The following is a 26,171-nucleotide window of genomic DNA, read 5'->3' on the forward strand; positions in this document are numbered from 1 at the left end:
CGCCACCACAACAAGGACGTCGATATGGGTTTCAAGATGGGTATCGTGGGGCTGCCGAATGTAGGCAAATCCACTCTTTTCAATGCGTTGACCCGCACCGCTGCAGCGCAGGCCGCGAATTTTCCATTTTGCACCATCGAACCGAATGTCGGCGACGTTGCGGTGCCGGACGCGCGTCTCGACCGTCTGGCGGAGATTGCGAAGTCGAAGCAGATCATTCCTACCCGCATGACCTTTGTCGATATCGCCGGTCTGGTGAAAGGGGCCTCAAAAGGCGAGGGGTTGGGCAACCAGTTTCTGGCCAACATCCGTGAAGTGGATGCCATCGCACATGTGCTGCGCTGTTTCGAGGACGGGGATGTCACCCACGTCGAAGGCCGGGTCGATCCGGTCGCTGACGCAGAGACCATCGAAACAGAATTGATGCTGGCCGATATCGAGAGCATTGAAAAACGCTTGCAGAACATTGTCCGCAAAGTACGGGGGGGCGACAAGGAGGCGGTACAACAGGAACGATTGATGCGTGCCGCGCTAGAAGCTCTGGAGCAAGGCAAGCCCGCGCGCGTGGTTGAGGTCGACGCCGAAGATCTGCGCGCTTGGAAGCTGCTGCAGCTTCTGACGACCAAGCCTGTGCTCTACGTATGTAACGTAGGCGAGGCGGAGGCTGCGGAAGGCAACGCGCATGCGGCCAAAGTGGCCGAAATGGCGGCTGCCGAAGGCAATGCCCATGTCGTGATCTCTGCGCAGATCGAAGAAGAGATCAGCCAGCTGGAGCCCGACGAGGCGACGATGTTTCTGGAGGAAATGGGTCTGTCGGAAGCGGGTCTGGATCGCTTGATCCAAGCGGGATACACGCTGCTGCACCTTGAGACGTATTTTACCGTTGGCCCCAAGGAAGCCCGCGCCTGGGCCATTCGACATGGTACCAGCGCACCGAAAGCCGCCGGGGTCATTCACGGAGACTTCGAGAAGGGGTTCATCCGCGCGGAGACGATTAGCTACGATGATTTCGTGTCGCTGGGCGGTGAGCAGCCTGCCAAAGAAGCGGGTAAAATGCGCGCGGAGGGCAAATCATACGTCGTCAAGGACGGTGATGTGCTTCACTTCCTCTTCAACACCTGAAGGATTTTGAGTTTCGGGAATTGTGCGGACCGGTTCCTCCAACGTCGCGATCTAGCGGGGACCGCAATCACCTTTTTCAGGTTGTCAATGCAGGGGCCTGTCCGCGCGACTGAATTTTGGGACATTGTCAGGCACCACCGCATCCTGACTTGCAGACTCAGGCAGATTTCACCTCTTTTTCTTGCAGCGCCCCTGTTTCTTCGTCATCGGAGGTGACATCCTTCTGATCGACGACAAATCCCGCGACGAGTTTCGCAAGTTTTCCAGCTTCGCCGGTGAGGGCCTGGCTGGCTGCTGTCGTAGTCTCGAACATCGCGGCGTTTTGTTGGGTCGATCTGTCGAGTTGTTCCACGGCAGTGTTGATCTCGGTAATGCCGGTCGATTGCTCATTGGCAGAGTTGGCGATTTCAGACACGTTCTGCGATACATTCGTAATGCCCTTGAGAATGGTCTCAAGCGCCTCGCTGGTTTGATCTATTAAGGCGACGCCGCTTTCAACATGTCCTGCAGATTCCGAGATCAACCCATTGATTTGCAGAGCGGCTTCCGAACAACGATGCGCCAGGATGCGCACTTCTGACGCGACAACGGCAAAACCACGTCCGGCTTCTCCCGCGCGGGCAGCCTCGACGCCCGCGTTCAGGGCTAGCAGATTCGTCTGAAAGGCAATGGAATCGATGACCTCGACGATTTTGGAGATTTTTGAAGAGGACGTCTCGATCTCGCTCATCGCGTTTACCGCGTCGTGCATCACCTGCTGACTGGTTTCCGCGTCTTTTTTGACCGTCTCGACGGTCGTGGTTGCGTCTGATGCGCCCCGTGCAGCCGACGAAACGCTGCTTGTCAACTCACTCAAGGCAGCGGCGGTTTCCTCCAGGGTCGCGGCTGCATTCTCCGTTCTGCGCGACAGATCAAGCGACGAAGAAGCGATTTCGGCGCTGCTGGCATCAATCATACCTGAACTGTCACCGATTCTGCGGATGAGGTCCGCCAGGTTTGCCACCGCATCATTGAAGTCCTGACGCAAGGCCTCGTATGCGCCAGGAAACTCGGTGTCGATCGTGCGGCTGAGGTCCCCTGCGGAGAGACGCTGCAAGCTGCGGGCAAGCTCTGAAACTACAGCTTCTTGCTCATCTGCACGCGCCTGGCGCTCCGCCTCCGCTGCGGCGCGAGCTTCTTCGTTTCGCGCTTGTTCAGCGGCCTCTCGCTCCCGCTCTTCGCGCTCCCGTTTGGCTTCTGTGTCGCGGTCCCGCTGTTCTGCCTCCTGCTTGGCTTTCTCGGCTGCACGCTCGGCCTCCAGCATCTCTTTTTGCCGGCGCTGGTCTTCCTCCTGCAGGTGAATGCGTTCAAGCGCGCCATCCCGGAAGACCTCGAGTGCATGGGCGAGGCGTCCGATCTCTCCCTTCTTGCTGCCCAATCCTTCAATCTCTGACAGATCTCCCGATGCCAGGCGCTCCGTCACAGACGTTACCTTGTTCAAAGGTTGCGTCACCATCTTCCAGATCAGCAAGGGGGCCAGCAGCACCAGTGCAAGGCTTGCCCAGGCGATTTGCTGCATCTGTCCACGTGCCTGAGCAACCTCGAGGTTCAGCGCCTCCGAGGTTGCGTCAATCTTGTCCTGGGCAGCGCCCGCGAAGGCACTGATTTCTGAACCGATCTCCTGAACGGCACGGGCGGCACTCTGCGCGGAAACGACGGCCTTTTGCTGCGCATCAAAGGCGGCTGACCTTGTCGCGCCAATTCCCGTCTCCGCATCAGCAATTTCAAGAATGGCCTCGAGGTTTTGCGTGATCTCCTGAGAGGCATTCTCCATGGCGTCCCGCAGTTTTGCAGCATTCACATTCAACGCGTCCTGGAGACGCGCGAGTTCCTGTGGATCGCGCGCCAGGGCGGTTTGCATGGCGGCGGCAAAGAAGGACTTGGTTGCCGCGTCAAGCGCAGCCTGTCGCCGGATGCGGGTTACTTGGTCGTCCATCAGACCACGAATGGAATCGTCGTTTGTGGTCTTTGCGTCATCGCTGTTGATCACCAGCTCAAAATAGATGTCGTCAAGTGCCGTCGCCAGCGCGGCATCGATCTCCTGGCGCAACGACAGTATTTCTTCAGGTTTGAGTGACGTACGACCAGAGGAAAAAATGGTCTGGAAATCGGCTTCGGCCTTCTGCACGAGCGCATAGAGGTCCGACGATCCACCGGCTTCCTCGATCACCGGCAGCAACGTGTTCAATTGATCCTGGGCCGCGTCAGACAGATCTGTCAGGATCGAAATCAGGGCTGGATCGCGGGTGTTCAGAGTGCTCAGCGCAATGCCGGATAGCAGGTTAATCTCCGCGCGCACCTGTAGCGTGGCCTGATAGACGGCGAAGTCCTTTTCGATCAATTGCGCCAGGGTTTGATCGATGTTTGCAATCGTATCGTCTGCCCCGATGACCAGGTCGAAATAGGCGTCATCAGAGGCCTGATCGAGCAATGCGCTTGCGGTGGTTGAAAGTATCAGCGCGTTTTCAACATCTGCCGCAAGACTGTCGGCGCGGGCGAATGCTTCCGACCGGGCGTTGCTAAGCGCTGTCAGGGCGCTTTCCACCTGCGTTATGTCATCGGTAAGGACGCTGGCCTGCTCGGGGTCGAGGTTTTGGACGGCGTCGCTGATGTCTGCGATCACCAGTTGCGTGCGACCTGACAGGTTGCTCAACTCCTCTTCGTTGCGGGCGATCAGGATGTTGGAGAGGATATCGCGCACCCGATCAGCGGCGGCCACAACCTGTGCGCTGTTGCGCAGGACGGGCAGGCGTTCATCCGATAGCACCGCCATGTTCGTGGCAATCGACTGAAACACCATCCAGCCGATGATGATGGCTGCGGCGGTCATCGCGGCCAGCGCGCCAAAAATCAGCGCAAGGCGCATCAGGACGGATCCAAAGAGGTTAGAAACGATGGAACCCATAGTGGTGCCCTTCCCATTCAGTCGATGCGGGCGGTGCCGCAGTGTATTCATCGCTGGAAGGGACCCGGACAATCACCCGGGCCCCGATCTTGTATCAGCTGCCCGGATGCATGGCCTCAAAAGTGCCATCAGACAGAATACGTGTCAGGAAGACATCGTCGGACCCCTGATTATCGCCCGGGCCGAACGTCAGCGTCATGCCACCCAGATCGATGGTGCCGAGAGTGTTCATCGCCGTCATGAAGCTGTCGCGCGTCAGATCGGCCCCGGCCTTGCGGAGACCTTCGACAACCAACCGGCCTGCGACATAGCCTTCCAGCGAAACGAAACCGGGCTCGGCGCTTGCGTCAAGTGCGCTGAGGGCGGCCTGATACTCTGCCACGATGGCCAGATTGGTGTCCCACGGTTGCGGAACAACCTGGCTGACGATCACGCCGTCGCCATCGGGCCCCAACTCAGCGGCCAGTGCTTTTGATCCGACAAAGGAGATGGTGACAAATGTCGGGTCCATTTTCATCTTGCGCGACAGTTTGATGAATTCGGCCAGCGGCTTGTAGGCACCAACCATAACGATCGCCTGAGGCTTTGCCTTACGAATATCCAGCAGCGCGGATTTTACCGCAACCGTGTTGCGGGTGTAGCTGCCTTGCGCCACCAGCGACATGCCGCGCGCGTCCAGCGCTTTCTCAACGCCTGCCAGACCGACGCGACCGAAACCGTCATCCTGGAACAGGATCGCGATGTCGGTCAGACCCAGGTCATCCACCAGATAATCCACCCACGCCTGCGTTTCCGCATCATAGGTCGCGCGGACGTTGACGACGTTCTGAAGCGCGGAGTCGCGCAAGAAACCGGCACCGGTGAAAGGTGCAATCATTGGCATATTCGCTTCGGTAGCAATGGGTTGCGTGGCCTTCGTTGTGGGGGTGCCCACCGGGCCGACCAGCGCGAGATAGTCACCGCTGTCGATGACCGAGCGGGTCTGCGTGACGGAGCGGTCAGGCTCGTAGCCATCATCCATGCTGGTCAGGCTGATGCTGCGTCCGTTGATCCCGCCTGCGCGGTTGGCTTCTTCGAAGGCCGCCAGCAGACCCTGGCGCATGCCGGTCCCGAGGGCGGCAGCCGGGCCTTCGAGGGCGGCGACTTGGGCAAATTGAATACTGTCGTCGGTGACGCCTTGCTCAGCGGCAAGCGGCCCGGCGGCCAGTGCCATCGCGGCAAAGGCGGCGGCGCGCGAAAAGTGAAACATGATAATATCCCGAAAGCTGTTGTCAGTCTGCGACAATAAGGCGCGCAGAACTCAACAAACATTTAATGCGTCATGGGAATGGTAAGGATTGCAGCGCCGCGCCAAGGCCGATTTATGCTGAAGGTCACGCGGGCGACATAGGCGTCCGTTGAGAAAACCGTTTAAGATCAGGGCTCCCGCGACCTTTGGATCGGTTCAAACCAAGAGATTGGTCTGTGCTGATTGCGCCATGATCGAGGTTGTTAGAAATTGAATGATTTGCCGACTATGCTAAGGCTGATGCCGCCGGGACCCTGCACAAGAGGGGTCAGCGACTCAATCGTCACCCTTCATCAGCCGGTCTGCCTTCTTGCGCACCAGCACCGATCTCAGGTCATGCATCGCCAGCAGCAAATCGTCGGTCACGGCCTCCAGCTGATCGGCTGTTGCACGCGATTGGGCCCATTGCGTGGTCAGGTTCATGTGGTCCACCGCGCGGTGGATATCGTCGATGTCCCGCTTGGCAAGAAGTGCGGTGCGCTCGGCCATCCAGTCCTGAATGACTGTCAAATCGGCATCTGAAAGGGTTCGGTCGCCTTGCGGCTTGATATCGCCGTTGCGGATGTTCACAACCGCAATCTGATCCATCTCGATGCGCCGCTGCCGGTTTTCGGTGTCTACACGAAACACTGCGGCCCCGTTTTCCCGGACGCGAAAATAGTATTCCGGCAGCTCTCCCGACATACCTCGTCCTTCTTCAAGTCAATCCAGCGCAGAAGGTCTGGATGCGGGTGCAGGCCTCTTTCAGGGCAGCATCGGAGGTAGCGTAGCTGACACGGAAGTTTGGTGAAAGCCCGAAAGCCGCACCGAAAACGACCGCCACGCCGGTCTCTTCCAACAGCGCGGTGGCGAAAGTCTCGTCGTCGGTGATCTTCGTGCCGCCCGCCGAGGTCTTGCCGATGCAGCCCGCGATCGACGGATAGACATAAAACGCCCCGTCCGGCACCGGGCAGCGGATGCCCTCCGCCGCGTTCAGCATCTCGACGACCAGATCCCGCCTGCGCGCAAACATCTCGTTGTTTGGCGCGATGAAGTCCTGCGTGCCGGTCAGCGCCTCGACTGCCGCCCACTGGCTGATCGAGCAGGGATTGGACGTGGACTGCGACTGCACCTTGCGCATCGCCTTGATCAGTTCTTCGGGTCCCGCCGCGTAGCCGATGCGCCAGCCGGTCATTGCGTAGGCTTTGGAAACGCCATTGACCGTCAGCGTGCGGTCATAGAGGCCCGGCTCCACCTGCGCAGGTGTGCAGAATGTGAAATCATCGTAGACGAGGTGCTCGTACATATCGTCGGTCATCACCCAGACATGGGGGTGCCGCATCAGCACATCGGTCAGTTCTTTCAGCTCGTCCCAGGTATAGCCCGCACCGGTTGGATTCGATGGCGAGTTGAAGATCAGCCACTTGGTCTTGTCCGTGATCGCCGCTTCCAGCTGATCGGCGGTCAGCTTGAAGCCGGTCTGTAGCGACGCCTCTGCGATCACGGGCGTGCCGCCTGCCAGCAGCACCATATCCGGATAGCTCACCCAATAGGGCGCCGGAATGACCACCTCGTCGCCCTCGTTCAGCGTCGCCATCAGCGCATTGTAAAGGATTTGTTTACCACCTGTGCCCACACTGACCTGCGATGGCTCATAGCTCAGATCGTTGTCACGGTGCAGTTTATCGCAGATTGCGCGCTTCAGCTCTGGAATTCCGTCCACGGCGGTATACTTTGTCTTTCCACCGGCGATGGCGGCCACGGCGGCGTCCTTGATGTTCTGAGGTGTGTCGAAATCCGGTTCACCTGCGCCAAGGCCAATGACGTCACGCCCCGCGGCCTTCAACTCAGCCGCTTTCGTGGTGACGGCAATGGTGGGAGACGGTTTGACGCGGGCAAGGGTCGTAGACAGGAATTCCATTCTGGCCTCAGTTTGATAAGACATTGGCCAACTCATAGGGGGCAGCTTGCCGCCGTTCAAGCGCGATCATCGCAAAGGAGATCAAAGCATGCACGATACTCAAGACTGGTACGGTCCCGAGACAGCGACATTTGGCGACCGCGTGGCTGCGGCCCGTGACATGGCCGACATGACGCAGGCTCAGCTGGCCCGCCGCCTTGGGGTGCGCGTCTCCACGCTCCGGGCTTGGGAAAACGATCTCAGCGAACCGCGTGCCAATCGCCTGTCGATGATGGCGGGGCTTTTGAACGTATCGATGATGTGGCTGATCAACGGGCAAGGCGAAGGCCTTGATGCGCCGATGGAAGAAGCCAGCCTGCCAGCCTCCGCGCATGAAATCCTCAATGAACTGCGCGACTTACGCACGGACATGATTGCGCGTGTTGAGCAGATGGGCCGGCTGGAGAAGAAATTGCGCGCGGCGCTGAAGGAAGATCTGCATGAAAGAGCTGCGTGAGACGCGCATCAAACGTCTGAAAATGCGGTCGATGCGGCGCGGGATCAAGGAAATGGATGTGATCCTGCAACCCTTTGCCGAGGCCAACCTCGAGGCCATGGATGAAGCCGGGCTGTCTCTTTACGACGATATGCTCAGCGAGAATGACCACGATCTTTATCAATGGGTTAGCAGGCAGACACAGGCGCCAGACCGCTATGCCGCGCTCATAGATCAGATCGTTGACCAGCTGCCGCGCACTCCTGCCTGACGCGGCACCGTACGACCCATTTTCGCGTTTTTAACGAATTATTGGCGTTTCTCGCGCAAATTCCGACCAAATTAGAACGAGTCGGAGCGCGTAAATGAGCATACAAGATCAAATTCCGTCAGACCCTGCGTCCATGAGCCGAACACAAGGTTTCATGGTCAGCTATTTGGAGGCGCTGTCACTGGTGGAGCGTCTGCACCGCCTGCTGCTGGACGTCATCAAAGACGAATTTGAGCGGGTTGGCGTCCTAGAGATCAACGCGGTACAAGCACTGCTGCTCTTCAACATCGGCGACAATGAGGTAACAGCGGGCGAATTGAAAAGCCGCGGTTACTATCAGGGCAGCAATGTCAGCTACAACCTGAAGAAGCTGGTGGATATGGGCTACATGCATCACCAGCGTTGCGAGATCGACCGGCGTTCGGTGCGGGTGAAGCTGACCGACAAGGGGCAGAAAATCCGGGTTGTCGTGTCGGAGTTGTTCTCTCGCCATGCGGACGGTCTTGAAGCCAAAGGGGTTCTGGGACCGGATGGCATCGACGACATCACACGCTCCCTGAAACGTATGGAACGCTACTGGTCAGACCAGATCCGCTATATCTACTGAAGCTGGCTGATCGTCAGACCGTCAATCTCGCGTTTGAGCTTGGCGGTCATGGCCGCGGCATAATCCTCAAAGCCCAGGGCCGTTTGCACAAATGCATCCGGCCCTGTTATCACTTCGGCCCGGAAGTAGGACGATAGCTCGCCAATCTCACTTTGGCGGAGATCGCCTGTCGCTGGGGCGTCGGCGCCAATCACCAACGCATTGATGGTGATCCCGCGCGCGCCGATGGCATTCTTCACATCTCGGGGCCGTGGACCCAAATTGGATTCCCCATCGCCAGAAATGTCCAATGTGCGTTTCCAACACCCTTTTTTTTGATCGAGATAGGCAGCACCGGTTTCCATTGCGACACCAAGCGCCGTGCCGGGCGTGGTGTCCCGTCGTTCCGTCTCCGCCAACGTGGTGCTGATGGTTGCGAGCGTCTCGCGATTGGCCATGGTGGTCCATGGGACAAGCACCGTGTGATCTGCAGGCCCGCTCCATTCGAACACCATCAGGGAGATTGGGGCGGTCGGCACCGCCAGCAAGATGCGGACGACCTCCGGGTCATTCAATGCCGTGACCAGCCCATCAAGCTGCAACCGGTACTCCCGCAAGTCGACGGACCCTGAGACATCTAGCGCTAGCGCCAGCGCCTGGCGGCAATTGGCATGTGCATCGATTGGCACCCCAATGGTCAAGAGCAGACCCACGCACCAGGCCCGTCTCATCCCTTCGGTTCCACGTCGGAACCTGAGGTCAGCGCTCCGATCACAGGAGGTGTCAGTTCCCTTTCCAGCTTGCGCCTCATGGCGCGCTCATAGTCCTCAAACCCCTGCGCAATTTCCAGAAAAGCCCCGGGCCCATGCAGGACTTGTGCCTGATAAAAGGCGATCAACCCGGTTTCGGCTTCATAATCTGCACCATTGACCACCAGACCGTTGACCGTAACTCCGTCAAAGGGAAATTCGGCATAGGCCTGTGTTGGGCCGAACCCCTCATTGTTCTGCCCATCCCCGGCCATGTCCAGTGTCCTGTAAAGACAGCGCGGTCCTCGCGTGAGCAATCCTGCGCCATATCCCAGCGCATATCCCATCGCAGTCGGGAAATCATTATGACTGCGACTGCTCGCCGCGATCGTCTCCGCTGCGTGCAACAGTGCAGCGCGGCTATCGATCAGCGTCCACTCCAGCAGCATTTCCTGATTGTAGCGCCCGGACCACTCATATGCGGCAAGCGCCACGTGGCTGTCCGCCGCGAAAAAGGCCGCCTCCACTTCGGGTGCGGTGAGAGCGGCTACCAGACCGCCCCGCTGCAACCTGTCCTCCGCGGCATCGACCGAGCTTGACACATCCAGCGCCAGAACCAGCGCCAGCCGACACTCCGCTGCCGCCGGACCCGCCAGCAACAGACCTGCGCAGAGGCCCGCGCGGATCACCAGTGGCCTGTGTTTTCCATGCTCGCCCAAGGCTCGGCCGGGGCCAGATTGTCGCCTTCCTGCAGCAGTTCGATGGAGATGTTGTCGGGCGAGCGGACGAAGGCCATGTGCCCGTCGCGCGGTGGCCGGTTGATCGTCACGCCGTTGTCCATCAGATGCTGACAGACCTCGTAGATATTGCCGACACGGTATGCCAGATGCCCGAAATGGCGACTGTCATCGGGCAACCCCTCATCCCCATCCCAGTTGTAGGTCAATTCCACCGGGCACTCCTCCTGTCCGGGAGGTGCCATGAACACCAGCGTGAAGCGCCCGCCCTCGCTGTCCATCCGCCGCGTTTCCTTCAACCCCAGCAGCTCGTAAAACGCGATTGATTTCTCCAGATCCTTCACCCGGACCATCGTGTGCAAATACGTCAGGCTCATCGCGCCCCTCCATCACTTCACTCGTTCGACGCAACACTAGCACGCTCGCACCGGGATGCCAGTCACATCCCCCTGATCAACGACCGTTCCAAAACAATACCGAAATACACCATATAGCTGTTCCGCGCGCGTGCGCGCCCAGATATAGTCGTATACGACTCATGCCCTCGAAAGGATGTCCCCATGCCGCTTTCCGCCGAGCATCAAGCCGAAATCGACGCCCAACGCGCCGAACCCACGCCGACCCTGCGCGCCACCGCCCCCGGCATGGAAAAGCACCTCTACACTGCGCAGCCCGTGCTCGATCATGGCTTTGTCCGTGTCATCGACTACATGGGCGACGACGCCGCCATCTGCCAGGCCGCCCGCGTCTCCTACGGGCGCGGCACCAAATCCGTGCAGAATGACGAGGGGCTCATCCGCTACCTCATGCGCCACTGGCACTCCACCCCCTTCGAGATGTGCGAGATCAAGCTGCACGTGAAACTGCCCGTTTTTGTCGCCCGCCAGTGGATCCGCCACCGGACCGCCAACGTGAACGAATACTCCGCCCGCTACTCGATCCTCGACCGCGAATTCTACATTCCGGCACCCGATGACCTCGCCGCCCAATCGGTCGTGAACAACCAGGGGCGGGGTGAGGCCCTGACGGGCGAAGAGGCCGAACGCGTCCTGCGCTACCTGCAACAGGACGCGATGCAATGCTATGACCACTACGAAGAGATGATCTCACAGGACGGCCAACAGGGCCTCGCGCGCGAGCTTGCCCGCATGAACCTGCCCGCCAATGTCTACACCCAATGGTACTGGAAAGTGGATTTGCACAACCTCTTCCACTTCCTGCGCCTGCGCGCCGACGCCCACGCCCAATACGAAATCCGCGTCTACGCCGAGGCCATCTGCGCCATGGTCAAAGACTGGGTCCCCGCCGCCTACGGCGCCTTCGAGGACTACCGCTTGGGCGGTGCCACCCTTTCCGGCCGCGCGCTGGAGTGCATCAAGAAGATGCTCGCCGGACAGGAGGTCACGCAGGAGACCTCCGGGATGAGCAAGGGCGAGTGGCGGGAGTTTCAGGGGGTTTTGAGCGACTCCACTTAAGCGGGGGTGAAACGCTTTTTGGAAACAGTGGCCAATTTTGAGGTGAAGTTTCGTTGGATAGATTTCAAATCGCTATGGAGAACACAGCATTCGTGAATGCATTTTGGGTGTTTGTTGGCATCGTTGCGGGAGCACTTATCCAGTGGGTTCTCAACTATCTTACATTTAGGTCAAGCTTTAGGCGTGCGCGGCGGGTTTTTTACTCAGAGGTGCTGATTAACTGGCGAGAGCTGAGAAGCCTAGAGATACGGCTAAAACAACTGCGCAAGGCGATTGAAGATGGGACTGCGCGCGCCGAATTGGTGTCTGTGGACATGTCCCGTTTTGCTTATAGAACAATAGATTTACTTATAAATTCCGGTAATTTTCACCAGATTTTTTCGCCTGAGACGATGTCAAAGGTTTTTGAGTTTTCCAGTGTGTTCAATCAGAATTATGGGAACTATTCGACCGGAAGAATTAGAGATAACCTAGCTTCTGAAGAAGGTTTGGCGGCAGTTAGTCATTTGAGCTTGATACTCGACGCACTTGAAAACAGTAAGCAGTACCTCGAAGATGTATCCGTTGAGTTGCGGATGCCTTCACCGGAGAAGATAGGAAATTCTGAGCAGTAGCGAAATAGTGGTCTGCTCTTTCTAGGATAGCTCGTCATGCCCGCCATCGGCGGGCAGCGCCCGAACCGCCCCCACGGGGCGGGCGCTTCGCTTTTCCCCGCCCCTCGGTTCGGGCGCGGTGCTCTTCATCTACACGATCACCAGTTTGAGAGGTTCCCTTTTTCCAGTCAAACTCATGCGCGGGACGCTCCAAGCCCATCGAAACCGGCGCATTGACAAGACATTTATGGTGCGCAGACTGCCCCCATGCTCACCCTCGCAGCGCCCCCGGCCGATTTCGTGGAAAATCCTTTTCCATACTATGATGCCCTGCTGCACGAGGCGCCTGTCTGCGCGCAGCCTGACGGCTCTTTCCTGCTCTCCCGCCACGCGGACCTCAGTGCTATTTACCGGGATGTAGAGCTCTATAAATCGGATAAGAAAGCCGCCTTTGCCCCGAAGTTCGGCGTAGGCTCGCCGCTCTTCGAGCACCACACGACATCGCTCGTCTTCAACGACCCGCCACTACACACGCGCGTGCGGCGGATCATGACATCGGCACTCACGCCGAAAGCGCTGAGGCGCATGGAACCGGGACTGATTGCCACCGTCGATGCCCTGCTCGAAGCGCTCCCGCAAGCCCCTGACCTGATTGAGGACTTCGCTGCCTCGATCCCTATTCAGGTCATCGGCAATCTGCTCGACGTGCCTATGGCGGAGCGCGGCCCGCTGCGGGACTGGTCCCTGGCCATCCTCGGAGCTTTGGAGCCTACGCTCACCGAGGCACAGCTCTCCCGTGGCCATCAGGCGGTCACGGCATTCAAAACATATTTGCAGGACCTTATCGACCGGAGACGCGCCGCGCCCGGTGACCCGGAGACCGATGTGCTGACCCGTCTCATTCAGGGCGATGACAGCGGACAACTGTCAGAAATCGAACTCATTCAAAACTGTATCTTTATCCTGAACGCGGGGCACGAGACGACCACAAATCTGATCGGCAATGGCCTCGCGTTGTTGCACGATCATCCGGCCCAGCGTGAAAAATTGATCTCTGATCCGTCCCTTATCGACGGTGCCATCGAAGAGGTTCTCCGCTTCCGCTCCCCGAACCAGTTTGGCAATCGAGAAACCGCGCAGGAGGTTTCGCTTGGTGGCCATGAAATCCCGAAGGGGACCAACCTGCACCTTTGCATTGGCGCTGCAAATCGTGATCCGGAGGTTTTTGATGATCCGCAGAGATTTGACATCACACGCCAGCCAAACCGTCATCTGGCATTCGCTGGCGGGCCGCATGTCTGCGTCGGTCTGACCCTCGCGCGGATGGAGGGGCGCATAGCTGTGGCCCGTTTTCTGCGACGTTTTCCGGATTACGCGATCACGAGGAGCGTGCAGGGTGGTCGTATTCGGTTCCGCGGGTACGCGTCTCTGCACGCTCAGGTGTAGACGCGCGTTTCTGATCAGATTGTTATCCACAGCACGTCGTAAAACGGTTACATTGGGCGCATGTTGTTTCGCGCTCTTGCTCTCATCGCGCTGATGGTCCCATCCGCAGCGCAGGCCTCCCCGATCGGAGACGTTCTCTGTGCGCCGTCAGAGGAGTTACGTGACAGGCTGACACGTCAGTATGGCAGTGAGCGGCAGGCCAGCGGATTGCGCGGGCGCGAGCAGGTGATGGAGGTCTGGACGGACCAGCGCGGCGATTGGACGATGGTTGTGCGCTATGCGTCCGGGACGTCGTGTATCGTGGCGATGGGCGAACACTGGACGGAGTTCAGGCCGCATGATCCCGCTTAACGCGACGCTGTGCGCCGCAGGTCAGCGACGGTTTCGGCGTTCCGGTGCTCCCACGCTTTGAAATTCTGATAGGCACTTTGGGAACGCTCTGCGCCATTTGCCCCCGGCTCGGTGAAATACTCTTTTACATGTTGGTAGTGCGCCATGCATTCCATGACTTCCGCATGGTTGAGTGCACGTGTCTCAGCGACTGCATCACAGCCGTAGTAGAGCAGCAGGACCGAGAGAAATTCCGTCATATCTTCACCTTCAGGGGCAAAGATACGTCATGTTTGGCAAACATTGTGTAAACGGCGCGTTTGCTAACGGCCGACCCGATGGCCGCCCGCTCGAAAAGGCCGCTTTATGTCAGAACGTTAGAGCAGCTTGAGATCACTCGCCATCTGCCGTCCATCGCGTCCTTCGGACAGCTCAAAGCTGACTTTTTGGTCGTCGGCCAGGCCGGTCAACCCGGACCTTTCAACCGCTGAAATATGTACAAACACATCTGATCCACCGCCTTCTGGAGCGATGAAGCCATAGCCTTTTGTGGTGTTGAACCACTTCACGGTGCCGTTTGGCATCAGTCCCGTGCCTCCTTTGTATTGCCTGACTGCCCCAGCGCTTCCGGAGCAGCTTGTTCGTGCGGCCAGTTTGATCGCAAAAATCAGACCAGCTACACTTTAAAAGATTGCTCTTCGCGTGTAAAAATCAAGCAAAACGGGAAGAAACGCGGCGATTTGCCCCCCGAATAATCTGATTTGTGAGTAAATGATGCGACTATATGGACTAAAAAATTGCGACACCTGCCGTAAAGCGCTGAAAGCCTTGCCAAAGGCAGAGCTTGTGGATGTGCGGGTCGAGGGTGTGCCGGGGGATGTTCTGACGGCTGCTCTGGCGCAGTTTGGTGATGCTTTGGTCAACACGCGCTCGACAACCTGGCGCGGGATGGATGAGGCGGACAGGAATAAACCACCCTTGGAACAGTTGAAGGCGCACCCCAGCCTGATGAAGCGGCCCCTGATCGTGGACGGGGCCAAGATGCATCTGGGCTGGACCAAGGACACACAGGCGGCGCTAGGGGCCGCCTGATCACGTCAGGCCTCGGGTATGCGTTTACGTAATGCGTTGTCCAGGGACAGCGGGCCTGCTCCTTTGATAACAAGCACCAGCAGGACAAAGACCCAGAAACTGCGCTGATCAAGGATCACGCTGTCGGGGAAGCGGTCAAACCACGCGCCGAAGGTCTCCTTGTGCTCCAACCCGCCATGACCAAAGAGATCGGTCAGGGACTGCACGACGACGAAGCCGATCATCCCAAGAGCGGAGAGACGCGTTAGCAGACCAAGGACAATGAGGGCCGGCAGGATGAATTCCGCCCAGGTGCCTGCCACGACAACGGCCCAGTGAAAGATCGACAGCTGGGAGGTGTCATAGGTAACGGCCTCCATCACCTTGGGAAAAATCTGGGCGTAGGCCCCGACGGAGGGTTGAAAGAGGCCCATGAACCCCTCTCCGAGTTTGGTGAGCCCGGACACCCAGAAATACATGAGCAAAGTGCCCGCAAAGACCAGCCGCGCCAATGTCGCAAGCAGCCAGTCCGCCTGCGACAGACGGTGTGTCACCGAAGCATAAAGAGAGATCATCTAGCTGTCCTTTGTCTTGTATTCAATCAGGGTGCAGGTTTGCAAAGCCTGCGAAAGGGATGTGGCAAGGTCAAAGGCGGGGTGCGCCGCGAGCGCTGCCTCATGCGCATCGCCAAGCGTTCGACCGGTCTGCAGGTTTTCCAGCCATACCGCCGCGCCATCTGAAAGCAGATGGGGGGCAGGGTCAAATCCCGGTCGCGTGATCAGCACGTCCTGCGCCACCGCACGCGGTTTCGGCGCGCCGGCTTCGTTGTTGACCCGCCAGATATCGTAAAGCGGCCAGGCGGACCTGACGATCTGCGCGGCGGGCGCCATTGACAGCCGTATCTGGACAAGCTCCTGCGGATCACACTGGAAAGTGTCCGCTGGTACGGGGGATGCATCCGCCGCGTGATAGGACCGTCTGAGCGCCAGATCCAACCGCGCGCAGTCGGGCAGGTAGCCAATGTGCTGGAGCGGGGCAAAGCTCTCCAGAAACGCCGGCAGCTTTTCCCCGTAGTGCATCATCAGTGGAGAGGCCGGTGGGTGCGTCCGGACATAGACAGCGGCCAGCCTGTCGAAGGTCTGGGCCCCCAACAGCTTGTGCAGCAAGGGAAATGCCGTGCGGAGCGCCTCCGTCAGCGACACCACTACGTTGTTTCGATAGACGGAAAAGCGGCGGCCCGCAGGGGCGGCATGGCCATCCAACAAGCCGTCGGGCACATCCTGCGCCGCGTCAAGCAGGGCGCTTCGAAATGTGGTTTGTGAGACTGTCATTTGACCAGGGCAAGGGCCCGTGCTGCCCGTTCCGCTTCGCTGCGCAACACCGGCCAGTCGGGGACGTCATTGTCCCACTCTACCAGAACGGGGCGCGCGCCGGACTTGGCGAGTGTCAGGTCCAGCAGCGCCCAGACGGGATCATCTACCGGTTTGCCATGGCTGTCGATCAGCAGCGGGGCACCGTGATCGTCGATTTCTTCGTCATGGCCGCCCACATGTATTTCGCCAACGGCCTGCAGCGGGAAGGCATCGATGTAGTCGGATGCTGACATCCCGAGATTAGTGGCGGAGATGAAAACGTTGTTGACGTCCAGCAAAAGGCCACAGCCGGTACGCCGCGCCAATTCGGTCAGGAAATCGGTCTCCGACCAGGTGCTTTCGGCAAAGGCTAGATAGCTTGACGGGTTCTCCAGCAACATCTGACACCCAAGCGTCGATTGCACCTGATCGATGTGATCGGCCACGCGGGTCAGCGTGTCGTTCGTGTAGGGCAGGGGCAGCAGGTCATTCAAGAACTCCGCGCCGTGGGTGGACCACGCCAGATGCTCCGAGAAACTCGCTGGTTTCGACCAGCCCAAAAGGGTCTTCAGCCGCGCCAGGTGCTCTACGTCCAGCTTATCCTCACCGCCGATGCTGAGGCCGACGCCATGCACAGACAGCGCAAACTGTTCGGACAGCGCACGCAACTGCGCCAGGGGACGCCCGCCATCGCCCATGTAGTTTTCCGCGTGGATTTCGATCCATTCGACCGCACCGGGATCTGCGCGCAATTCCGCAAAATGCTGTGGTTTGTATCCGACACCGGGCGCGGGCGGCAGGTGTTCAAAACGAGGGGAGTTATCTAACATCTTGGCCCTCCGACGTCATGTGTCCCGAGGCGTTTCCAGGGGAATCCCACCCGGCGATCCGCATCACCGGGTGGGATCAATTTCGTGTGCGTGCTTATGCAGGCAGGTCGCGGCTCAGCTCTTCCAGCGAACCTTCCCGGGCAGTGCCGTCCGCCATGGCTGGCAGGTCGATTTCGGCACATGTGCCCGCATCAACCAAGGTCCAGGCGTTGCCCTGATAGTCAACAGTGGAGGTGCCGGCACAGGTTGTGCCGGGGCCTGCCGCGCAGTCATTCGCGCCTGCAAGTGAAACGCCGTAGCATTTTTCCTTGGCGGCCGCTTCGGCTGTGGTCACTTGAGCTGTCAGGGCTGCGGCGACAGCACCGGCAATTGCGACTGTTTTCATTGTGTTGGACATGGTTTCATTCCCTTTTTGAGGACCATCGCGGTCAATGATAGGGCAAAATCTAGACGTTGGGAAACGGACTTTCCACTCACGAGACCGTGCCTCACGCAGCCGTCAGAAGACGTTGGGTAGACAGCGGCAAAAACATGCCAATCTTCACGGAATGTTACAAAATCGGTCCCCGCGGGCAGCTGCGCTGCACGCGGGGACGGGAATTGTTACAAAAGATCGGGCGGCGTTGCTTCGCGTGCCAGTGTTTGTGTCAGGCTGTCCAGCGCTTCGACGCTTGTGCGTTTTTCGCCCAGACGCCGGAGGGTCACGGTGCGTTCTTCGACCTCGCGGGCACCAACGGCGAGGATAACCGGCACCTTGCCCACAGAATGCTCGCGGACCTTGTAGTTGATCTTCTCGTTGCGCACGTCGGCTTCGGCGCGGACGCCAGCGGCTTTCAGGGCCTCCACGACCTCATGCACATAGTCATCGGCGTCGGAGATGATCGAGGCAACGACGACCTGCCGCGGGGCGAGCCAGAACGGCAGTTTGCCCGCCGAATTCTCAATCAAGATGCCGATAAAGCGCTCGAACGATCCCAGACAGGCGCGGTGCAGCATATAAGGTCGATGCTTCGCGCCGTCTTCACCCACGTAGGTGGCGCTCAGGCGCTCGGGCAGGTTCGGGTCGACCTGGAAGGTGCCGCATTGCCATTCGCGCCCGATGGCGTCGGTCAGTTTGAAGTCCAGCTTGGGACCGTAAAACGCCCCTTCGCCTGCGTCCAGCGTGTACGGGTGACCAGTGGCCTTAATCGCGTTTTCCAGCGCGGCCTCGACGTGATCCCAGCTTTCCTCGGACCCCACACGCTTTTCAGGCCGGGTGGCGAACATGATCTCGAAGCTTTCGAACCCCAGATCCTTGTAGACGGATGACAGGTAGGTAATGAAACCTGCGCATTCCGCCTCGATCTGGTCTTCGCGGCAGAAGATATGACCATCGTCCTGTGTAAAACCACGCACGCGCATGATGCCGTGCAGCGCGCCAGACGGCTCATAGCGGTTGCACGATCCAAACTCGGCCATGCGCAGCGGCAGGTCGCGGTAGGATTTCAGTCCCTGATTGAAAATCTGCACGTGACAGGGGCAGTTCATCGGCTTCAACGCGTTGATCGCCTTTTCCCGGGCGTGTTCCTCGTCCACTTCGACGATGAACATATGCTCTTGGTATTTGTCCCAGTGGCCGGAGGCTTCCCAGAGCTTGCGGTCCACAACCTGCGGGGTGTTGACCTCCTGATAGCCGGCTGCGCGCTGTTTGCGGCGCATGTAGTCCTGCAAGGTGGTGTAGATCGACCAGCCATTCGCGTGCCAGAAGACCTGCCCCGGTGCTTCTTCCTGCATGTGAAAGAGATCCATCTCGCGACCCAGCTTGCGGTGATCCCGCTTGGCGGCCTCTTCGAGCATGTTGAGATGCGCGCGCAGCTTTTCCTTGCCGGTGAAGGCCACACCGTAGATGCGTTGCAGCATCGCCCGATCGCTGTCGCCGCGCCAGTAGGCCCCCGCAATCGACATCAGCTTGAAGGCGTCGCCCGGCACCTGCCCGGTGTGCTGCAGGTGCGGCCCACGGCAAAGATCCTGCCAGTCGCCGTGCCAATACATGCGCAACGGTTCATTGCCCGGAATGGCGTCGATCAGCTCCACCTTATAGGGCTCGCCCGCGTCCTCGTAATGCTTGATCGCGCGCGCGCGGTCCCAGACCTCGGTGCGGACGGGATCACGCTTGTTGATGATTTCCTTCATCTTCTTCTCGATGAGGCCAAGATCTTCCGGTGTGAACGGCTCCGCACGGTCGAAATCATAGTACCAGCCATCCTTGATCACCGGGCCGATGGTGACCTGGGTATCCGGCCAGATTTCCTGCACGGCGCGGGCCATGATATGCGCCAGATCGTGGCGCACCAGCTCGTTGGCCTGCTCTTCGTCCGCCATGGTATGGATGGCGATCTCGGCGTCCTCCTCGATGGGCCAGGCGAGATCGTAATGCACCCCGTTCACGGTGGCGGAGATCGCCTTTTTGCGCAGCGAGGTGGAGATGCTGGCGGCCACATCGCCTGCGGTGACGCCTGCCTCGAAGCTGCGCGCATTGCCATCGGGAAAGGTGAGAGAGATTGCGTTGTCTTTGGGAGCCATCTGCTGGCACTCCTCGTCGGTTTGGCGCCTACGAGACGCCCGGTTGCGGGTTATGTGAGCGTGCTGATGACGCCTGGGGGCAGATGTGTCAAGGAGCGCAGTCCAATGTATACCCAAGAATACGTTGACTGCGACATCTCGTATGCTAAATCCGACATGTACCCAAATGGTAAAATTGACCGGAAGGACCGCCATGCCGCGCTATAACCGCACATTCGAATTGAGCATCCATGATGTCGATCTGATCGAAGAATCTCTGCGGGCCCGTGGTCGGGAATTGTGCCGGATGCGCCGTGCTTTGTCGGAAGAAAATCCTGCGGATCTGCAGTCGATCACTGTCATCGAAGCAGATCAGCGGGAAAATGAAGAACTGCTTGGCCGTCTTCACAATCAGAAGATTTTTTACCGCCCCGGCGCCGCCCCCTACGTTGGCGGGTAACCGCGCCGAAGACGGTTGCAGTCAGGCCGTGTAGGCCGCGTATGCCATCAGCAGACAACAGATCCAGCCCGCAGTGAAGATGATGGGGCGCAGGGGAAGCCTTGCGAGACCTGAAATCATGCCCACCGCGTGGGCGACCCGCAGCCAAAAGAACGCGATGGCTGTCCAATAGGTCAGCGTCGAGTACCCGCCCAGACGGTCAATCACCAGCACCAGGATGGCAAAGGGCAGCAACTGCTCCAGCAGGTTCAGATGCGCGCGGTAGGCCCGGTGCACCCAGGGCTGCAATTGCGTCAGATCGCCTGGGCGGGTGAAGTTATCCGCCGGATGCGGGTCCGTATTCACGCCGATGATGTAAGGGATCCAGAGGGATGCTGCGAAAATGCAGAGCATGATCAGCACGCCCATTTCAGTGGGAAGTGGTCCGGCCTGCATCGCTCACCCCTCCGCTTCTGCGTGCGAAAAGCGCACCGATTGCCCGGTCTCCAGCCATGTCTTCAGGCCAGCGAGGGTGCGGTGCCAGCCATCTGCCACGCCTTCCTGACCGGCGGGAATGTCATAGTGCTCAAGCGTGAGCATGCAGTTTTCACCCTGCGGTTCAATCAGATAGACAAAGCGCGAATGCTCCAGCGGCACCTCCGGTCCGGCCCAATGCGGCTCGAATGTGCTCTCAATCCGGGTTTTGGGGGTCAGCTTGGTCTCCGTCAGGATCAGCATCGGCGTGCCGTCCTCGAATTTCAGGATCAGCTTGTTGTCTTCTCGCACGCAGCTGCCCGCCACGAAGTTGTAGGCGGCATTGGCCTCGGCGTCCGTCAAAGCATGCCACAGCGCGTCCTGGGTGCAGTGAATATAGGTCTGCATCATGAAATCGGGTTTGGTCATCTTCGGTGTTCCTTCAAGTTGAGTTTTAAGATTTAGCACCGCTCGTGCCGCCGGTTGCTGGAGCAGGGGCTCCACCCAGCGGTCTATCGCTTCCTCCAGGGGCAGGGCGTTGAGGTAGTGGTATTTGAACCGGCCTTTCTTGTGGGTCACGATCAGCTTGGCTTCTTCCAGCACGCCCAGATGCTTCATCACGCCAAATCGCGACATGTCGAGCTGGCCTTGCAGATCAAGAAGGCTCTGTCCCGGTTTGGCACGCAGGCTGTCCAGCAGCGTCCGGCGCGTGGGGTCGGCCAAGGCTTTGAAAATCGAATCCATAGCTTCTTATAGGTTACTTATTAGTCACGTGACAATGTAGTAACCTATAAAAAGTATAAAATGGATTGCGGGCCAATGGGCTTGCGCACATGATCGCAGCCAAAAAGGACACCCCGAATGACCTCTCCAAGCTTCTTCGATGGCCCGCAGGGCCGACGGCTTGCCTATCATCGCACCCCGGGTGCAGGCCCGTGGGTCGTGTTTCTGGGCGGGCTCAAATCCGATATGGAAGGCACCAAGGCGCTGCATCTTGAGGAGTGGGCGCGGCGCGAGGGCCGAGCTTTCCTGCGGTTCGACTACTCCGGGCATGGCCAGTCCTCCGGGACCTTCGAAGAGGGCGCCATCGGGGATTGGGCAGAAGATACCGCGGCCATCGTCGCAGGTCTGACGGAGGGGCCGATCATCCCGGTCGGATCCTCCATGGGAGGCTGGCAGGCGCTTTTGCTGGCCCGGCGGATATCGGATCGGCTGGCGGGTCTGGTCACCATTGCAGCGGCTCCAGACTTTACAGAGGACAGCTATTGGGCCGGGTTTTCCGAGGCCCAACGGCAGCAGGTGATGGCGCAGGGCCAGGTGGAGATCCCGTCCGACTACATGGAACCCTACATCGTGACGCGGCGGATGATCGAGGACGGGCGGCGCAATCTCGTTTTGCGCGCGCCGCTTGATCTGCCGTTCCCAGTGCGCTGCCTGCAGGGTACGGCAGATACCGCTGTCAGCACGGAAACCGCCCTCCGCCTGATGGAGCATGCGACTTGCCCGGACATGCGTCTTACGCTCGTCAAGGATGCAGACCACCGGTTTTCAGACGGTCCGTGCCTGGGGCTGATCGAAGACGCAATTGTCGATATTTTGGATGCAACGAAGTAGGAGGGTCACATGGACCAGCGGATCAGTCTCATCACGCTTGGCGCGCGCGACATCGCGGCACTGGCAGCGTTTTACGACGCCTTGGGCTGGCAACGCACGCCCTCGCCGGACGGGGTGATCGCCTATGACCTGATTGGCCAGACCCTTGGGCTCTACCCGTTGGACAAGCTTGCAGAAGACATCGGTGTCCCGCTGACGGATCTTGGGTATGGCGCCAGTACCTTCACCCACAACCTGCCCGAAAAAGAGGACGTCGCCCCGCTTTTGGCGCGGGCAGAGGCTGCGGGCGCTAAGGTCCTCAAGCCCGCACAGGATGTGTTCTGGGGCGGGCACCATGGCTATTTCGCCGACCCCGAGGGCCACATCTGGGAAATCGCACACAACCCCTTTTCCCCCTTAAGAGAGGACGGCGCATTTCGGTGGTTGGGCTACGGGGACAGCTGATGCGCAGCCCCAAATCCATGTGGAGCCTTGAAACGCTGGGCCGGGTGCGTCTGTCAAAGCATTTCTACATGCGCGATTTCCTCTACTCAGAGATCAGCAACATGCATGGGGTGCCCAACGTGCCACCCGACCCGGAGCTGACCATCGAGAACGGGCGCATGCTGTGCACCGAACTGCTGGATCCGCTGGAAGAGACCTTTGGCCGCCTCGCCATCCGGTCGGGATACCGCTCGCCCACGTTGAATGGATACGGCAACGCGCACAAACTGAACTGCGCGGCCAACGACAACCCGATCGAATGCCATATCTGGGATATCGGCCGCGGTGACAAGGCGGTGGCGGGCACGTCGATGGCCATTCCTTGGTTTACGGATCGGTATGAGGCGGGCCGCGACTGGCGGGATTTAGCGTGGTGGATTCACGATCATCTGCCCTATTCTGAACTGTGGTTTTTTCCCAAGCTGGCCGCGTTCAACCTAGTGTGGCGACCTGTGCCGCTGCGCACAATCTCCAGCTATATCGCGCCAAGGGGGATGTTGCTGCGCTCAGGTACTGAACCGGGCGAATCGCTGGACGAACGGCAGGCCCGCTATGCAGACTTTCCACCTTTTCGCGGCATAAACTTCCCGTAAAAATAGAACATGTGGTGTGATTTTAAGATTTTAGCCACAATATGTTGATTGATTGTTGACCGAAGCAGTGACTTAGGCAAAGTGTCGCCAGTTTCATCTTTGGGGGGATGATCCATGAGGCGGTTGTGCCTTGTCGCAGGATTCATTGGCGCATTTGGCGCAGGACAATCGGCAGCGGAAATCTGCGGGGGCAGTTACGAGGTGGCGCGCGGGGACAGCTTGTCGCTGATTGCCAACAGGCTCTACAAAGACGCTGGCGTCTGGACGCGCATCCATGCTGACAACAAAGGGACAATCGGCGATGACCCGGATAAGATTCTGGTTGGCGCGGAGCTGACGCTATCCTGCATTGGCGGTCTGCCGCAGGGGCTCTCTGGACCGGCTTCGGTTTTCAGCCAGATTGAACCGCTTCAAGCCACGACACAGCAAGCCGCCTTGGATACACCGGCGGACAGACCGCCCGAGCCTGCTGTGGCGCTTCGTGTGATCACCGGTAACGATCAGCCGCCTTTCTCGGATGAAACGCTGGCGGGCGGTGGCATGATGACCGAGGTCATGACGGCCATCCTTGAAACATCTGCCTCGGATGCCCCGGTCGAGGTCTTTCGCATCAATGACTGGGGATCGCATCTTTCGCCGCTATTGACCGAGGCCCTGATGGATGTCTCCTATCCCTGGCCAAAGCCGGACTGCAACGATGGGGTTGCACAAGAGCTTTGTCAGAACTACGTCTTTTCTGACCCGATGTTCGAGATGCTGATGGTGCTCTTTGTCGATGCGGAACGTCCGGTCCCCTTGAACAGTGCACAGGACATCGAGGGGCGGCACCTTTGTCGTGCTGCGGGGCGCATGACGTTCATGCTGGACGCTCAGAACAGAAATTGGCTGCGCGACGGGCAGGTTACTCTTCTGCGCGCCCCGACGGTCGAGGCTTGTTTTGATCTGCTTATGAATGGTGAGGTCGATGCGGTCGTGGTCAATGAATTCACTGGCCGTTCGGTTGTCGCAAGTATCGGGCGTGCCGATCACATCGTCGCGCTGACCAGCACCCCGCTCGACATCGTGACACTGCATGCTGTTGTTTCCCGGAACAATCCGCGCGCCGAAGCCATTCTGGACAGGATAAACACGGGACTGCGGGCGATGCGCCGTTCCGGTCGGTATCAGGAAATTGTTGATCTTCATCTGCGCGGCGTCTGGGCCGGCCTGTGAGACTTGCGCAGCTGTCTGCACTATGTGCCGCATTGGCATGTGCGAATGTCGGACCAGCAGATGCCGAGATGCGACTGCTGACCGGTTCGGACTATGCGCCCTTCACAGATGCGGCGTGGTCGCAGCAGGGTATGGTCACGGAACTGGTTGAAGCGGCGCTGGCGCTCAGCCCGGAGTCGGAATCGCATGATATCGAGTGGCTGGATGACTGGTCAGTGCATCTTGATCTGATCCGGGAAAAGCACGCGGACATGGGCTTTCCATGGTTCCGGCCCGATTGCGATACATATCAGCAGGACGATGCGCGTTGCGTTGACTTCCATTTTTCTGACCCGGTTGTGGACCTGGTAATCCTCCTCTTTGTGCGCGCCGACAACGAGTTTGCTTTCGAGAAGGATGCGGATGTTTCCGGTCGGGTTTTATGCCGGCCTGCCGGTTACTTCACGCATGATCTGGACCGTCCGGATCGCAAATGGATCAGCAACGATCTAATAACGCTCAGGCAACCCGCGACGCCGCGGGAGTGTTTCGATTTGCTGATGTCGGGAGAGGTTGACGCGGTCGCGGTGAATGAATTCCTGGGGGTGCAGCAGATGTTTGCAGCGGATCTGACGGAAGAGGTTGTGCCGCTTTCCCGTCCGGTGTCCACCCAGTCGCTGCACGTGGTGATTTCCAAAACACATTGGCGCGGCACCGCGCTGCTGTATCGCTTCAATGCAGGGTTGGCGAAGCTGAAACAGACAGACAGGTATACCGAAATCGTTTCCCGCCATCTTTCGATTTATTGGGATCAGCTGAAAGGCTGAGATTTTCCGAAGTCGCTCAGGACGGACCTTGTGATTGCGCGCATAGCGGGTAAAACTGCCGGAAAATCATGAGGCAACGGGGCAGGATATGACCACCGCCATCACCATTGCGGCCATCGGGAGGCGATATGGCTGAACCTCTGGTTCTGCTGCCCGGCCTGATGTGTGACGCGCGGCTTTTTGGGCCGCAGATCGCGGCACTATCGTCGGATACGGCGGTGATGGTTGGTCCGATCACGCAAGGTGAACGGGTGGAAGAGATCGCCTCCGGCCTGCTGGATCAGTTGCCCGGACGGTTTGCTCTGGCCGGTCTGAGCATGGGCGGCATCGTCGCCATGGAAATCCTGCGCCGCGCGCCGGATCGGGTGACGCGCATCGCCTTGATGGACACCAACCCGCTGGCCGAAACACCCCAGGTCGCCGCAGCGCGTGAACCGCAGATCGTGGCCGCGCGTACCGGGCGGATGCTCGACGTGATGCGCGAGGAGATGAAGCCGAACTACCTGGCGCCCGGCCCGCATCAGCAGGCGGTGCTTGATCTGGTGATGGATATGGCCGACGCGTTGGGGCCTGAGGTCTTTGTCCGTCAGTCGCGCGCGCTGCAACGCAGGCGGGATCAGCAGAGCACGTTGCGCAAATGCAAGGTGCCGGCATTGGTGCTTTGCGGTGCCCATGACGCGCTCTGCCCGGTCAAGCGGCACGAGTTCATGTCCGAACTCATCCCTTATGCGACCCTGAAGGTGCTGCCGAACGCCGGCCATCTGCCCACGCTGGAACAGCCGGACGAGACCACGCAGGCGCTGCGGGATTGGATGGGGTTACCGCTGGTGCTGCGCTAGG

At 59.2% G+C, this 26,171-nt stretch carries 32 protein-coding genes; 16 read left to right on the forward strand and 16 right to left on the reverse strand.

Annotated features, from left to right (window positions below; translation table 11 throughout):
* Nucleotides 1-24: 24 nt before the first annotated feature.
* Nucleotides 25-1,122, forward strand: a complete 1,098-nt coding sequence (ychF, locus tag Q1A52_RS07745) for a redox-regulated ATPase YchF (RefSeq protein ID WP_300013160.1) — start codon at nucleotides 25-27, stop codon at nucleotides 1,120-1,122.
* Nucleotides 1,123-1,279: 157 nt separating this feature from the next.
* Here the strand turns inward: ychF and Q1A52_RS07750 are convergent, their stop codons facing one another.
* From Q1A52_RS07750 to Q1A52_RS07765, 4 genes are all read right to left on the reverse strand, one after another.
* On the reverse strand, nucleotides 1,280-4,066 hold the full coding sequence (locus Q1A52_RS07750) for a HAMP domain-containing methyl-accepting chemotaxis protein (RefSeq protein WP_300013163.1): 2,787 nt from the start codon (nucleotides 4,064-4,066) through the stop codon (nucleotides 1,280-1,282).
* Between the two features lie 94 nt (nucleotides 4,067-4,160).
* The gene (locus Q1A52_RS07755) at nucleotides 4,161-5,315 is read right to left on the reverse strand and encodes an ABC transporter substrate-binding protein (protein WP_299865118.1); all 1,155 of its coding nucleotides are present in this window, start codon (nucleotides 5,313-5,315) and stop codon (nucleotides 4,161-4,163) included.
* 315 nt (nucleotides 5,316-5,630) lie between these two features.
* Complete coding sequence (locus Q1A52_RS07760) at nucleotides 5,631-6,038, reverse strand: hypothetical protein (RefSeq protein ID WP_300013166.1); 408 nt, start codon at nucleotides 6,036-6,038, stop codon at nucleotides 5,631-5,633.
* A gap of 13 nt (nucleotides 6,039-6,051) precedes the next feature.
* Nucleotides 6,052-7,254, reverse strand: coding sequence for a pyridoxal phosphate-dependent aminotransferase (locus Q1A52_RS07765; protein WP_300014932.1), 1,203 nt, complete (start codon nucleotides 7,252-7,254; stop codon nucleotides 6,052-6,054).
* 88 nt (nucleotides 7,255-7,342) lie between these two features.
* On the opposite strand from Q1A52_RS07765, the gene Q1A52_RS07770 reads away from it, so the two are divergent.
* From Q1A52_RS07770 to Q1A52_RS07780, 3 genes are all read left to right on the forward strand, one after another.
* Entirely contained in the window at nucleotides 7,343-7,750 is a 408-nt protein-coding gene (locus Q1A52_RS07770) for a helix-turn-helix domain-containing protein (protein WP_299777797.1), read from the forward strand.
* Nucleotides 7,734-8,000 (forward strand): succinate dehydrogenase assembly factor 2, encoded by a 267-nt coding sequence (locus Q1A52_RS07775; RefSeq protein ID WP_300013169.1) that lies wholly within the window; start codon nucleotides 7,734-7,736, stop codon nucleotides 7,998-8,000. The genes Q1A52_RS07770 and Q1A52_RS07775 overlap by 17 nt, the downstream gene beginning before the upstream one ends.
* Before the next feature lie 94 nt (nucleotides 8,001-8,094).
* Nucleotides 8,095-8,607, forward strand: coding sequence for a winged helix DNA-binding protein (locus Q1A52_RS07780; RefSeq protein ID WP_299777793.1), 513 nt, complete (start codon nucleotides 8,095-8,097; stop codon nucleotides 8,605-8,607).
* On the opposite strand, the gene Q1A52_RS07785 is transcribed toward Q1A52_RS07780, so the two are convergent.
* Genes Q1A52_RS07785 through Q1A52_RS07795 form a run of 3 tightly spaced genes read right to left on the reverse strand, consistent with a single transcriptional unit; the run spans nucleotide 8,601 to nucleotide 10,449 of the window.
* On the reverse strand, nucleotides 8,601-9,317 hold the full coding sequence (locus Q1A52_RS07785) for a DUF1194 domain-containing protein (protein ID WP_300013172.1): 717 nt from the start codon (nucleotides 9,315-9,317) through the stop codon (nucleotides 8,601-8,603). The genes Q1A52_RS07780 and Q1A52_RS07785 overlap by 7 nt on opposite strands.
* Nucleotides 9,314-10,027 (reverse strand): DUF1194 domain-containing protein, encoded by a 714-nt coding sequence (locus tag Q1A52_RS07790; RefSeq protein WP_300014935.1) that lies wholly within the window; start codon nucleotides 10,025-10,027, stop codon nucleotides 9,314-9,316. The genes Q1A52_RS07785 and Q1A52_RS07790 overlap by 4 nt, the downstream gene beginning before the upstream one ends.
* On the reverse strand, nucleotides 10,021-10,449 hold the full coding sequence (locus tag Q1A52_RS07795) for a VOC family protein (RefSeq protein WP_195820228.1): 429 nt from the start codon (nucleotides 10,447-10,449) through the stop codon (nucleotides 10,021-10,023). Before Q1A52_RS07795 ends, Q1A52_RS07790 begins: the two co-directional genes overlap by 7 nt.
* 183 nt (nucleotides 10,450-10,632) lie before the next feature.
* Here Q1A52_RS07795 and thyX point away from each other — a divergent pair, with 183 nt between their 5' ends.
* The 4 genes from thyX to Q1A52_RS07815 all read left to right on the forward strand — a co-directional run bounded on the left by thyX (nucleotide 10,633) and on the right by Q1A52_RS07815 (nucleotide 13,937).
* On the forward strand, nucleotides 10,633-11,547 hold the full coding sequence (thyX, locus tag Q1A52_RS07800) for an FAD-dependent thymidylate synthase (protein WP_300013175.1): 915 nt from the start codon (nucleotides 10,633-10,635) through the stop codon (nucleotides 11,545-11,547).
* Nucleotides 11,548-11,600: 53 nt separating this feature from the next.
* Complete coding sequence (locus tag Q1A52_RS07805; RefSeq protein WP_300013178.1) at nucleotides 11,601-12,161, forward strand: hypothetical protein; 561 nt, start codon at nucleotides 11,601-11,603, stop codon at nucleotides 12,159-12,161.
* Between the two features lie 246 nt (nucleotides 12,162-12,407).
* Nucleotides 12,408-13,586, forward strand: coding sequence for a cytochrome P450 (locus Q1A52_RS07810; protein WP_300013181.1), 1,179 nt, complete (start codon nucleotides 12,408-12,410; stop codon nucleotides 13,584-13,586).
* A gap of 60 nt (nucleotides 13,587-13,646) precedes the next feature.
* A complete protein-coding gene (locus tag Q1A52_RS07815; RefSeq protein WP_300013184.1) occupies nucleotides 13,647-13,937 on the forward strand; it encodes a hypothetical protein in 291 nt (96 codons plus the stop codon).
* Here Q1A52_RS07815 and Q1A52_RS07820 read toward each other — a convergent pair.
* On the reverse strand, nucleotides 13,934-14,176 hold the full coding sequence (locus Q1A52_RS07820) for a hypothetical protein (protein WP_300013187.1): 243 nt from the start codon (nucleotides 14,174-14,176) through the stop codon (nucleotides 13,934-13,936). The two genes, Q1A52_RS07815 and Q1A52_RS07820, sit on opposite strands and share 4 nt — an antisense overlap.
* Nucleotides 14,177-14,293: 117 nt before the next feature.
* Nucleotides 14,294-14,500, reverse strand: a complete 207-nt coding sequence (locus Q1A52_RS07825; protein ID WP_195820234.1) for a cold-shock protein — start codon at nucleotides 14,498-14,500, stop codon at nucleotides 14,294-14,296.
* A 190-nt stretch (nucleotides 14,501-14,690) separates the two neighbouring features.
* Between Q1A52_RS07825 and Q1A52_RS07830 the strand changes: the two genes are divergently transcribed.
* Complete coding sequence (locus tag Q1A52_RS07830; RefSeq protein WP_299777777.1) at nucleotides 14,691-15,008, forward strand: arsenate reductase family protein; 318 nt, start codon at nucleotides 14,691-14,693, stop codon at nucleotides 15,006-15,008.
* A gap of 5 nt (nucleotides 15,009-15,013) precedes the next feature.
* Here the strand turns inward: Q1A52_RS07830 and Q1A52_RS07835 are convergent, their stop codons facing one another.
* The 5 genes from Q1A52_RS07835 to thrS form a co-directional block, all read right to left on the reverse strand.
* A complete protein-coding gene (locus Q1A52_RS07835; protein ID WP_300013190.1) occupies nucleotides 15,014-15,562 on the reverse strand; it encodes a DoxX family protein in 549 nt (182 codons plus the stop codon).
* Nucleotides 15,563-16,318, reverse strand: coding sequence for a DNA-binding domain-containing protein (locus tag Q1A52_RS07840; protein WP_300013193.1), 756 nt, complete (start codon nucleotides 16,316-16,318; stop codon nucleotides 15,563-15,565).
* A complete protein-coding gene (locus tag Q1A52_RS07845; RefSeq protein ID WP_300013196.1) occupies nucleotides 16,315-17,169 on the reverse strand; it encodes a DUF692 domain-containing protein in 855 nt (284 codons plus the stop codon). The genes Q1A52_RS07840 and Q1A52_RS07845 overlap by 4 nt, the downstream gene beginning before the upstream one ends.
* A 94-nt stretch (nucleotides 17,170-17,263) precedes the next feature.
* Nucleotides 17,264-17,566 (reverse strand): DUF2282 domain-containing protein, encoded by a 303-nt coding sequence (locus Q1A52_RS07850; protein WP_300013199.1) that lies wholly within the window; start codon nucleotides 17,564-17,566, stop codon nucleotides 17,264-17,266.
* Nucleotides 17,567-17,772: 206 nt separating this feature from the next.
* On the reverse strand, nucleotides 17,773-19,731 hold the full coding sequence (gene thrS / locus Q1A52_RS07855) for a threonine--tRNA ligase (protein WP_300013202.1): 1,959 nt from the start codon (nucleotides 19,729-19,731) through the stop codon (nucleotides 17,773-17,775).
* Nucleotides 19,732-19,924: 193 nt separating this feature from the next.
* On the opposite strand from thrS, the gene Q1A52_RS07860 reads away from it, so the two are divergent.
* On the forward strand, nucleotides 19,925-20,170 hold the full coding sequence (locus tag Q1A52_RS07860; protein ID WP_300013205.1) for a hypothetical protein: 246 nt from the start codon (nucleotides 19,925-19,927) through the stop codon (nucleotides 20,168-20,170).
* 21 nt (nucleotides 20,171-20,191) lie between these two features.
* On the opposite strand, the gene Q1A52_RS07865 is transcribed toward Q1A52_RS07860, so the two are convergent.
* A complete protein-coding gene (locus Q1A52_RS07865; RefSeq protein WP_300013208.1) occupies nucleotides 20,192-20,605 on the reverse strand; it encodes an MAPEG family protein in 414 nt (137 codons plus the stop codon).
* Between the two features lie 3 nt (nucleotides 20,606-20,608).
* Nucleotides 20,609-21,367, reverse strand: a complete 759-nt coding sequence (locus Q1A52_RS07870; RefSeq protein WP_300013211.1) for a helix-turn-helix domain-containing protein — start codon at nucleotides 21,365-21,367, stop codon at nucleotides 20,609-20,611.
* A 117-nt stretch (nucleotides 21,368-21,484) separates the two neighbouring features.
* On the opposite strand from Q1A52_RS07870, the gene Q1A52_RS07875 reads away from it, so the two are divergent.
* The 6 genes from Q1A52_RS07875 (at nucleotide 21,485) to Q1A52_RS07900 (ending at nucleotide 26,170) form a co-directional block, all read left to right on the forward strand.
* Complete coding sequence (locus tag Q1A52_RS07875) at nucleotides 21,485-22,237, forward strand: alpha/beta hydrolase (protein ID WP_300013214.1); 753 nt, start codon at nucleotides 21,485-21,487, stop codon at nucleotides 22,235-22,237.
* 9 nt (nucleotides 22,238-22,246) lie between these two features.
* Entirely contained in the window at nucleotides 22,247-22,681 is a 435-nt protein-coding gene (locus Q1A52_RS07880) for a VOC family protein (protein ID WP_300013216.1), read from the forward strand.
* A 17-nt stretch (nucleotides 22,682-22,698) separates the two neighbouring features.
* Nucleotides 22,699-23,313 carry a hypothetical protein gene (locus tag Q1A52_RS07885; RefSeq protein ID WP_300014938.1) on the forward strand — a complete coding sequence of 205 codons (615 nt, stop codon included), beginning with the start codon at nucleotides 22,699-22,701 and terminating at the stop codon, nucleotides 23,311-23,313.
* A 114-nt stretch (nucleotides 23,314-23,427) separates the two neighbouring features.
* Nucleotides 23,428-24,525 (forward strand): transporter substrate-binding domain-containing protein, encoded by a 1,098-nt coding sequence (locus Q1A52_RS07890; protein WP_300013218.1) that lies wholly within the window; start codon nucleotides 23,428-23,430, stop codon nucleotides 24,523-24,525.
* 68 nt (nucleotides 24,526-24,593) lie between these two features.
* Nucleotides 24,594-25,331, forward strand: a complete 738-nt coding sequence (locus Q1A52_RS07895) for an ABC transporter substrate-binding protein (protein WP_300013221.1) — start codon at nucleotides 24,594-24,596, stop codon at nucleotides 25,329-25,331.
* 128 nt (nucleotides 25,332-25,459) lie between these two features.
* On the forward strand, nucleotides 25,460-26,170 hold the full coding sequence (locus tag Q1A52_RS07900) for an alpha/beta fold hydrolase (protein WP_300013223.1): 711 nt from the start codon (nucleotides 25,460-25,462) through the stop codon (nucleotides 26,168-26,170).
* The last annotated feature ends 1 nt before the right edge of the window (nucleotide 26,171 follow it).

The organism is uncultured Roseobacter sp., assembly GCF_947488185.1.
GTDB lineage: Bacteria > Pseudomonadota > Alphaproteobacteria > Rhodobacterales > Rhodobacteraceae > Roseobacter.

Coding starts and splice junctions, on each gene's coding strand:
- Q1A52_RS07865 (WP_300013208.1), bottom strand. CDS start 20,605: ATGCAGGCCGGACCACTTCCCACTGAAATGGGCGTGCTGATCATGCTC.
- Q1A52_RS07820 (WP_300013187.1), bottom strand. CDS start 14,176: ATGACGGAATTTCTCTCGGTCCTGCTGCTCTACTACGGCTGTGATGCA.
- Q1A52_RS07830 (WP_299777777.1), top strand. CDS start 14,691: ATGCGACTATATGGACTAAAAAATTGCGACACCTGCCGTAAAGCGCTG.
- Q1A52_RS07780 (WP_299777793.1), top strand. CDS start 8,095: ATGAGCATACAAGATCAAATTCCGTCAGACCCTGCGTCCATGAGCCGA.
- Q1A52_RS07885 (WP_300014938.1), top strand. CDS start 22,699: ATGTGGAGCCTTGAAACGCTGGGCCGGGTGCGTCTGTCAAAGCATTTC.
- Q1A52_RS07750 (WP_300013163.1), bottom strand. CDS start 4,066: ATGGGTTCCATCGTTTCTAACCTCTTTGGATCCGTCCTGATGCGCCTT.
- Q1A52_RS07845 (WP_300013196.1), bottom strand. CDS start 17,169: ATGTTAGATAACTCCCCTCGTTTTGAACACCTGCCGCCCGCGCCCGGT.
- Q1A52_RS07810 (WP_300013181.1), top strand. CDS start 12,408: ATGCTCACCCTCGCAGCGCCCCCGGCCGATTTCGTGGAAAATCCTTTT.
- Q1A52_RS07900 (WP_300013223.1), top strand. CDS start 25,460: ATGGCTGAACCTCTGGTTCTGCTGCCCGGCCTGATGTGTGACGCGCGG.
- Q1A52_RS07835 (WP_300013190.1), bottom strand. CDS start 15,562: ATGATCTCTCTTTATGCTTCGGTGACACACCGTCTGTCGCAGGCGGAC.
- Q1A52_RS07825 (WP_195820234.1), bottom strand. CDS start 14,500: ATGCCAAACGGCACCGTGAAGTGGTTCAACACCACAAAAGGCTATGGC.
- thrS (WP_300013202.1), bottom strand. CDS start 19,731: ATGGCTCCCAAAGACAACGCAATCTCTCTCACCTTTCCCGATGGCAAT.
- ychF (WP_300013160.1), top strand. CDS start 25: ATGGGTTTCAAGATGGGTATCGTGGGGCTGCCGAATGTAGGCAAATCC.
- Q1A52_RS07775 (WP_300013169.1), top strand. CDS start 7,734: ATGAAAGAGCTGCGTGAGACGCGCATCAAACGTCTGAAAATGCGGTCG.
- Q1A52_RS07890 (WP_300013218.1), top strand. CDS start 23,428: ATGAGGCGGTTGTGCCTTGTCGCAGGATTCATTGGCGCATTTGGCGCA.
- Q1A52_RS07815 (WP_300013184.1), top strand. CDS start 13,647: ATGTTGTTTCGCGCTCTTGCTCTCATCGCGCTGATGGTCCCATCCGCA.
- Q1A52_RS07880 (WP_300013216.1), top strand. CDS start 22,247: ATGGACCAGCGGATCAGTCTCATCACGCTTGGCGCGCGCGACATCGCG.
- Q1A52_RS07860 (WP_300013205.1), top strand. CDS start 19,925: ATGCCGCGCTATAACCGCACATTCGAATTGAGCATCCATGATGTCGAT.
- Q1A52_RS07785 (WP_300013172.1), bottom strand. CDS start 9,317: ATGAGACGGGCCTGGTGCGTGGGTCTGCTCTTGACCATTGGGGTGCCA.
- Q1A52_RS07870 (WP_300013211.1), bottom strand. CDS start 21,367: ATGGATTCGATTTTCAAAGCCTTGGCCGACCCCACGCGCCGGACGCTG.
- Q1A52_RS07760 (WP_300013166.1), bottom strand. CDS start 6,038: ATGTCGGGAGAGCTGCCGGAATACTATTTTCGCGTCCGGGAAAACGGG.
- Q1A52_RS07875 (WP_300013214.1), top strand. CDS start 21,485: ATGACCTCTCCAAGCTTCTTCGATGGCCCGCAGGGCCGACGGCTTGCC.
- Q1A52_RS07770 (WP_299777797.1), top strand. CDS start 7,343: ATGCACGATACTCAAGACTGGTACGGTCCCGAGACAGCGACATTTGGC.
- Q1A52_RS07840 (WP_300013193.1), bottom strand. CDS start 16,318: ATGACAGTCTCACAAACCACATTTCGAAGCGCCCTGCTTGACGCGGCG.
- Q1A52_RS07850 (WP_300013199.1), bottom strand. CDS start 17,566: ATGTCCAACACAATGAAAACAGTCGCAATTGCCGGTGCTGTCGCCGCA.
- thyX (WP_300013175.1), top strand. CDS start 10,633: ATGCCGCTTTCCGCCGAGCATCAAGCCGAAATCGACGCCCAACGCGCC.
- Q1A52_RS07795 (WP_195820228.1), bottom strand. CDS start 10,449: ATGAGCCTGACGTATTTGCACACGATGGTCCGGGTGAAGGATCTGGAG.
- Q1A52_RS07765 (WP_300014932.1), bottom strand. CDS start 7,254: ATGGAATTCCTGTCTACGACCCTTGCCCGCGTCAAACCGTCTCCCACC.
- Q1A52_RS07755 (WP_299865118.1), bottom strand. CDS start 5,315: ATGTTTCACTTTTCGCGCGCCGCCGCCTTTGCCGCGATGGCACTGGCC.
- Q1A52_RS07895 (WP_300013221.1), top strand. CDS start 24,594: ATGCGACTGCTGACCGGTTCGGACTATGCGCCCTTCACAGATGCGGCG.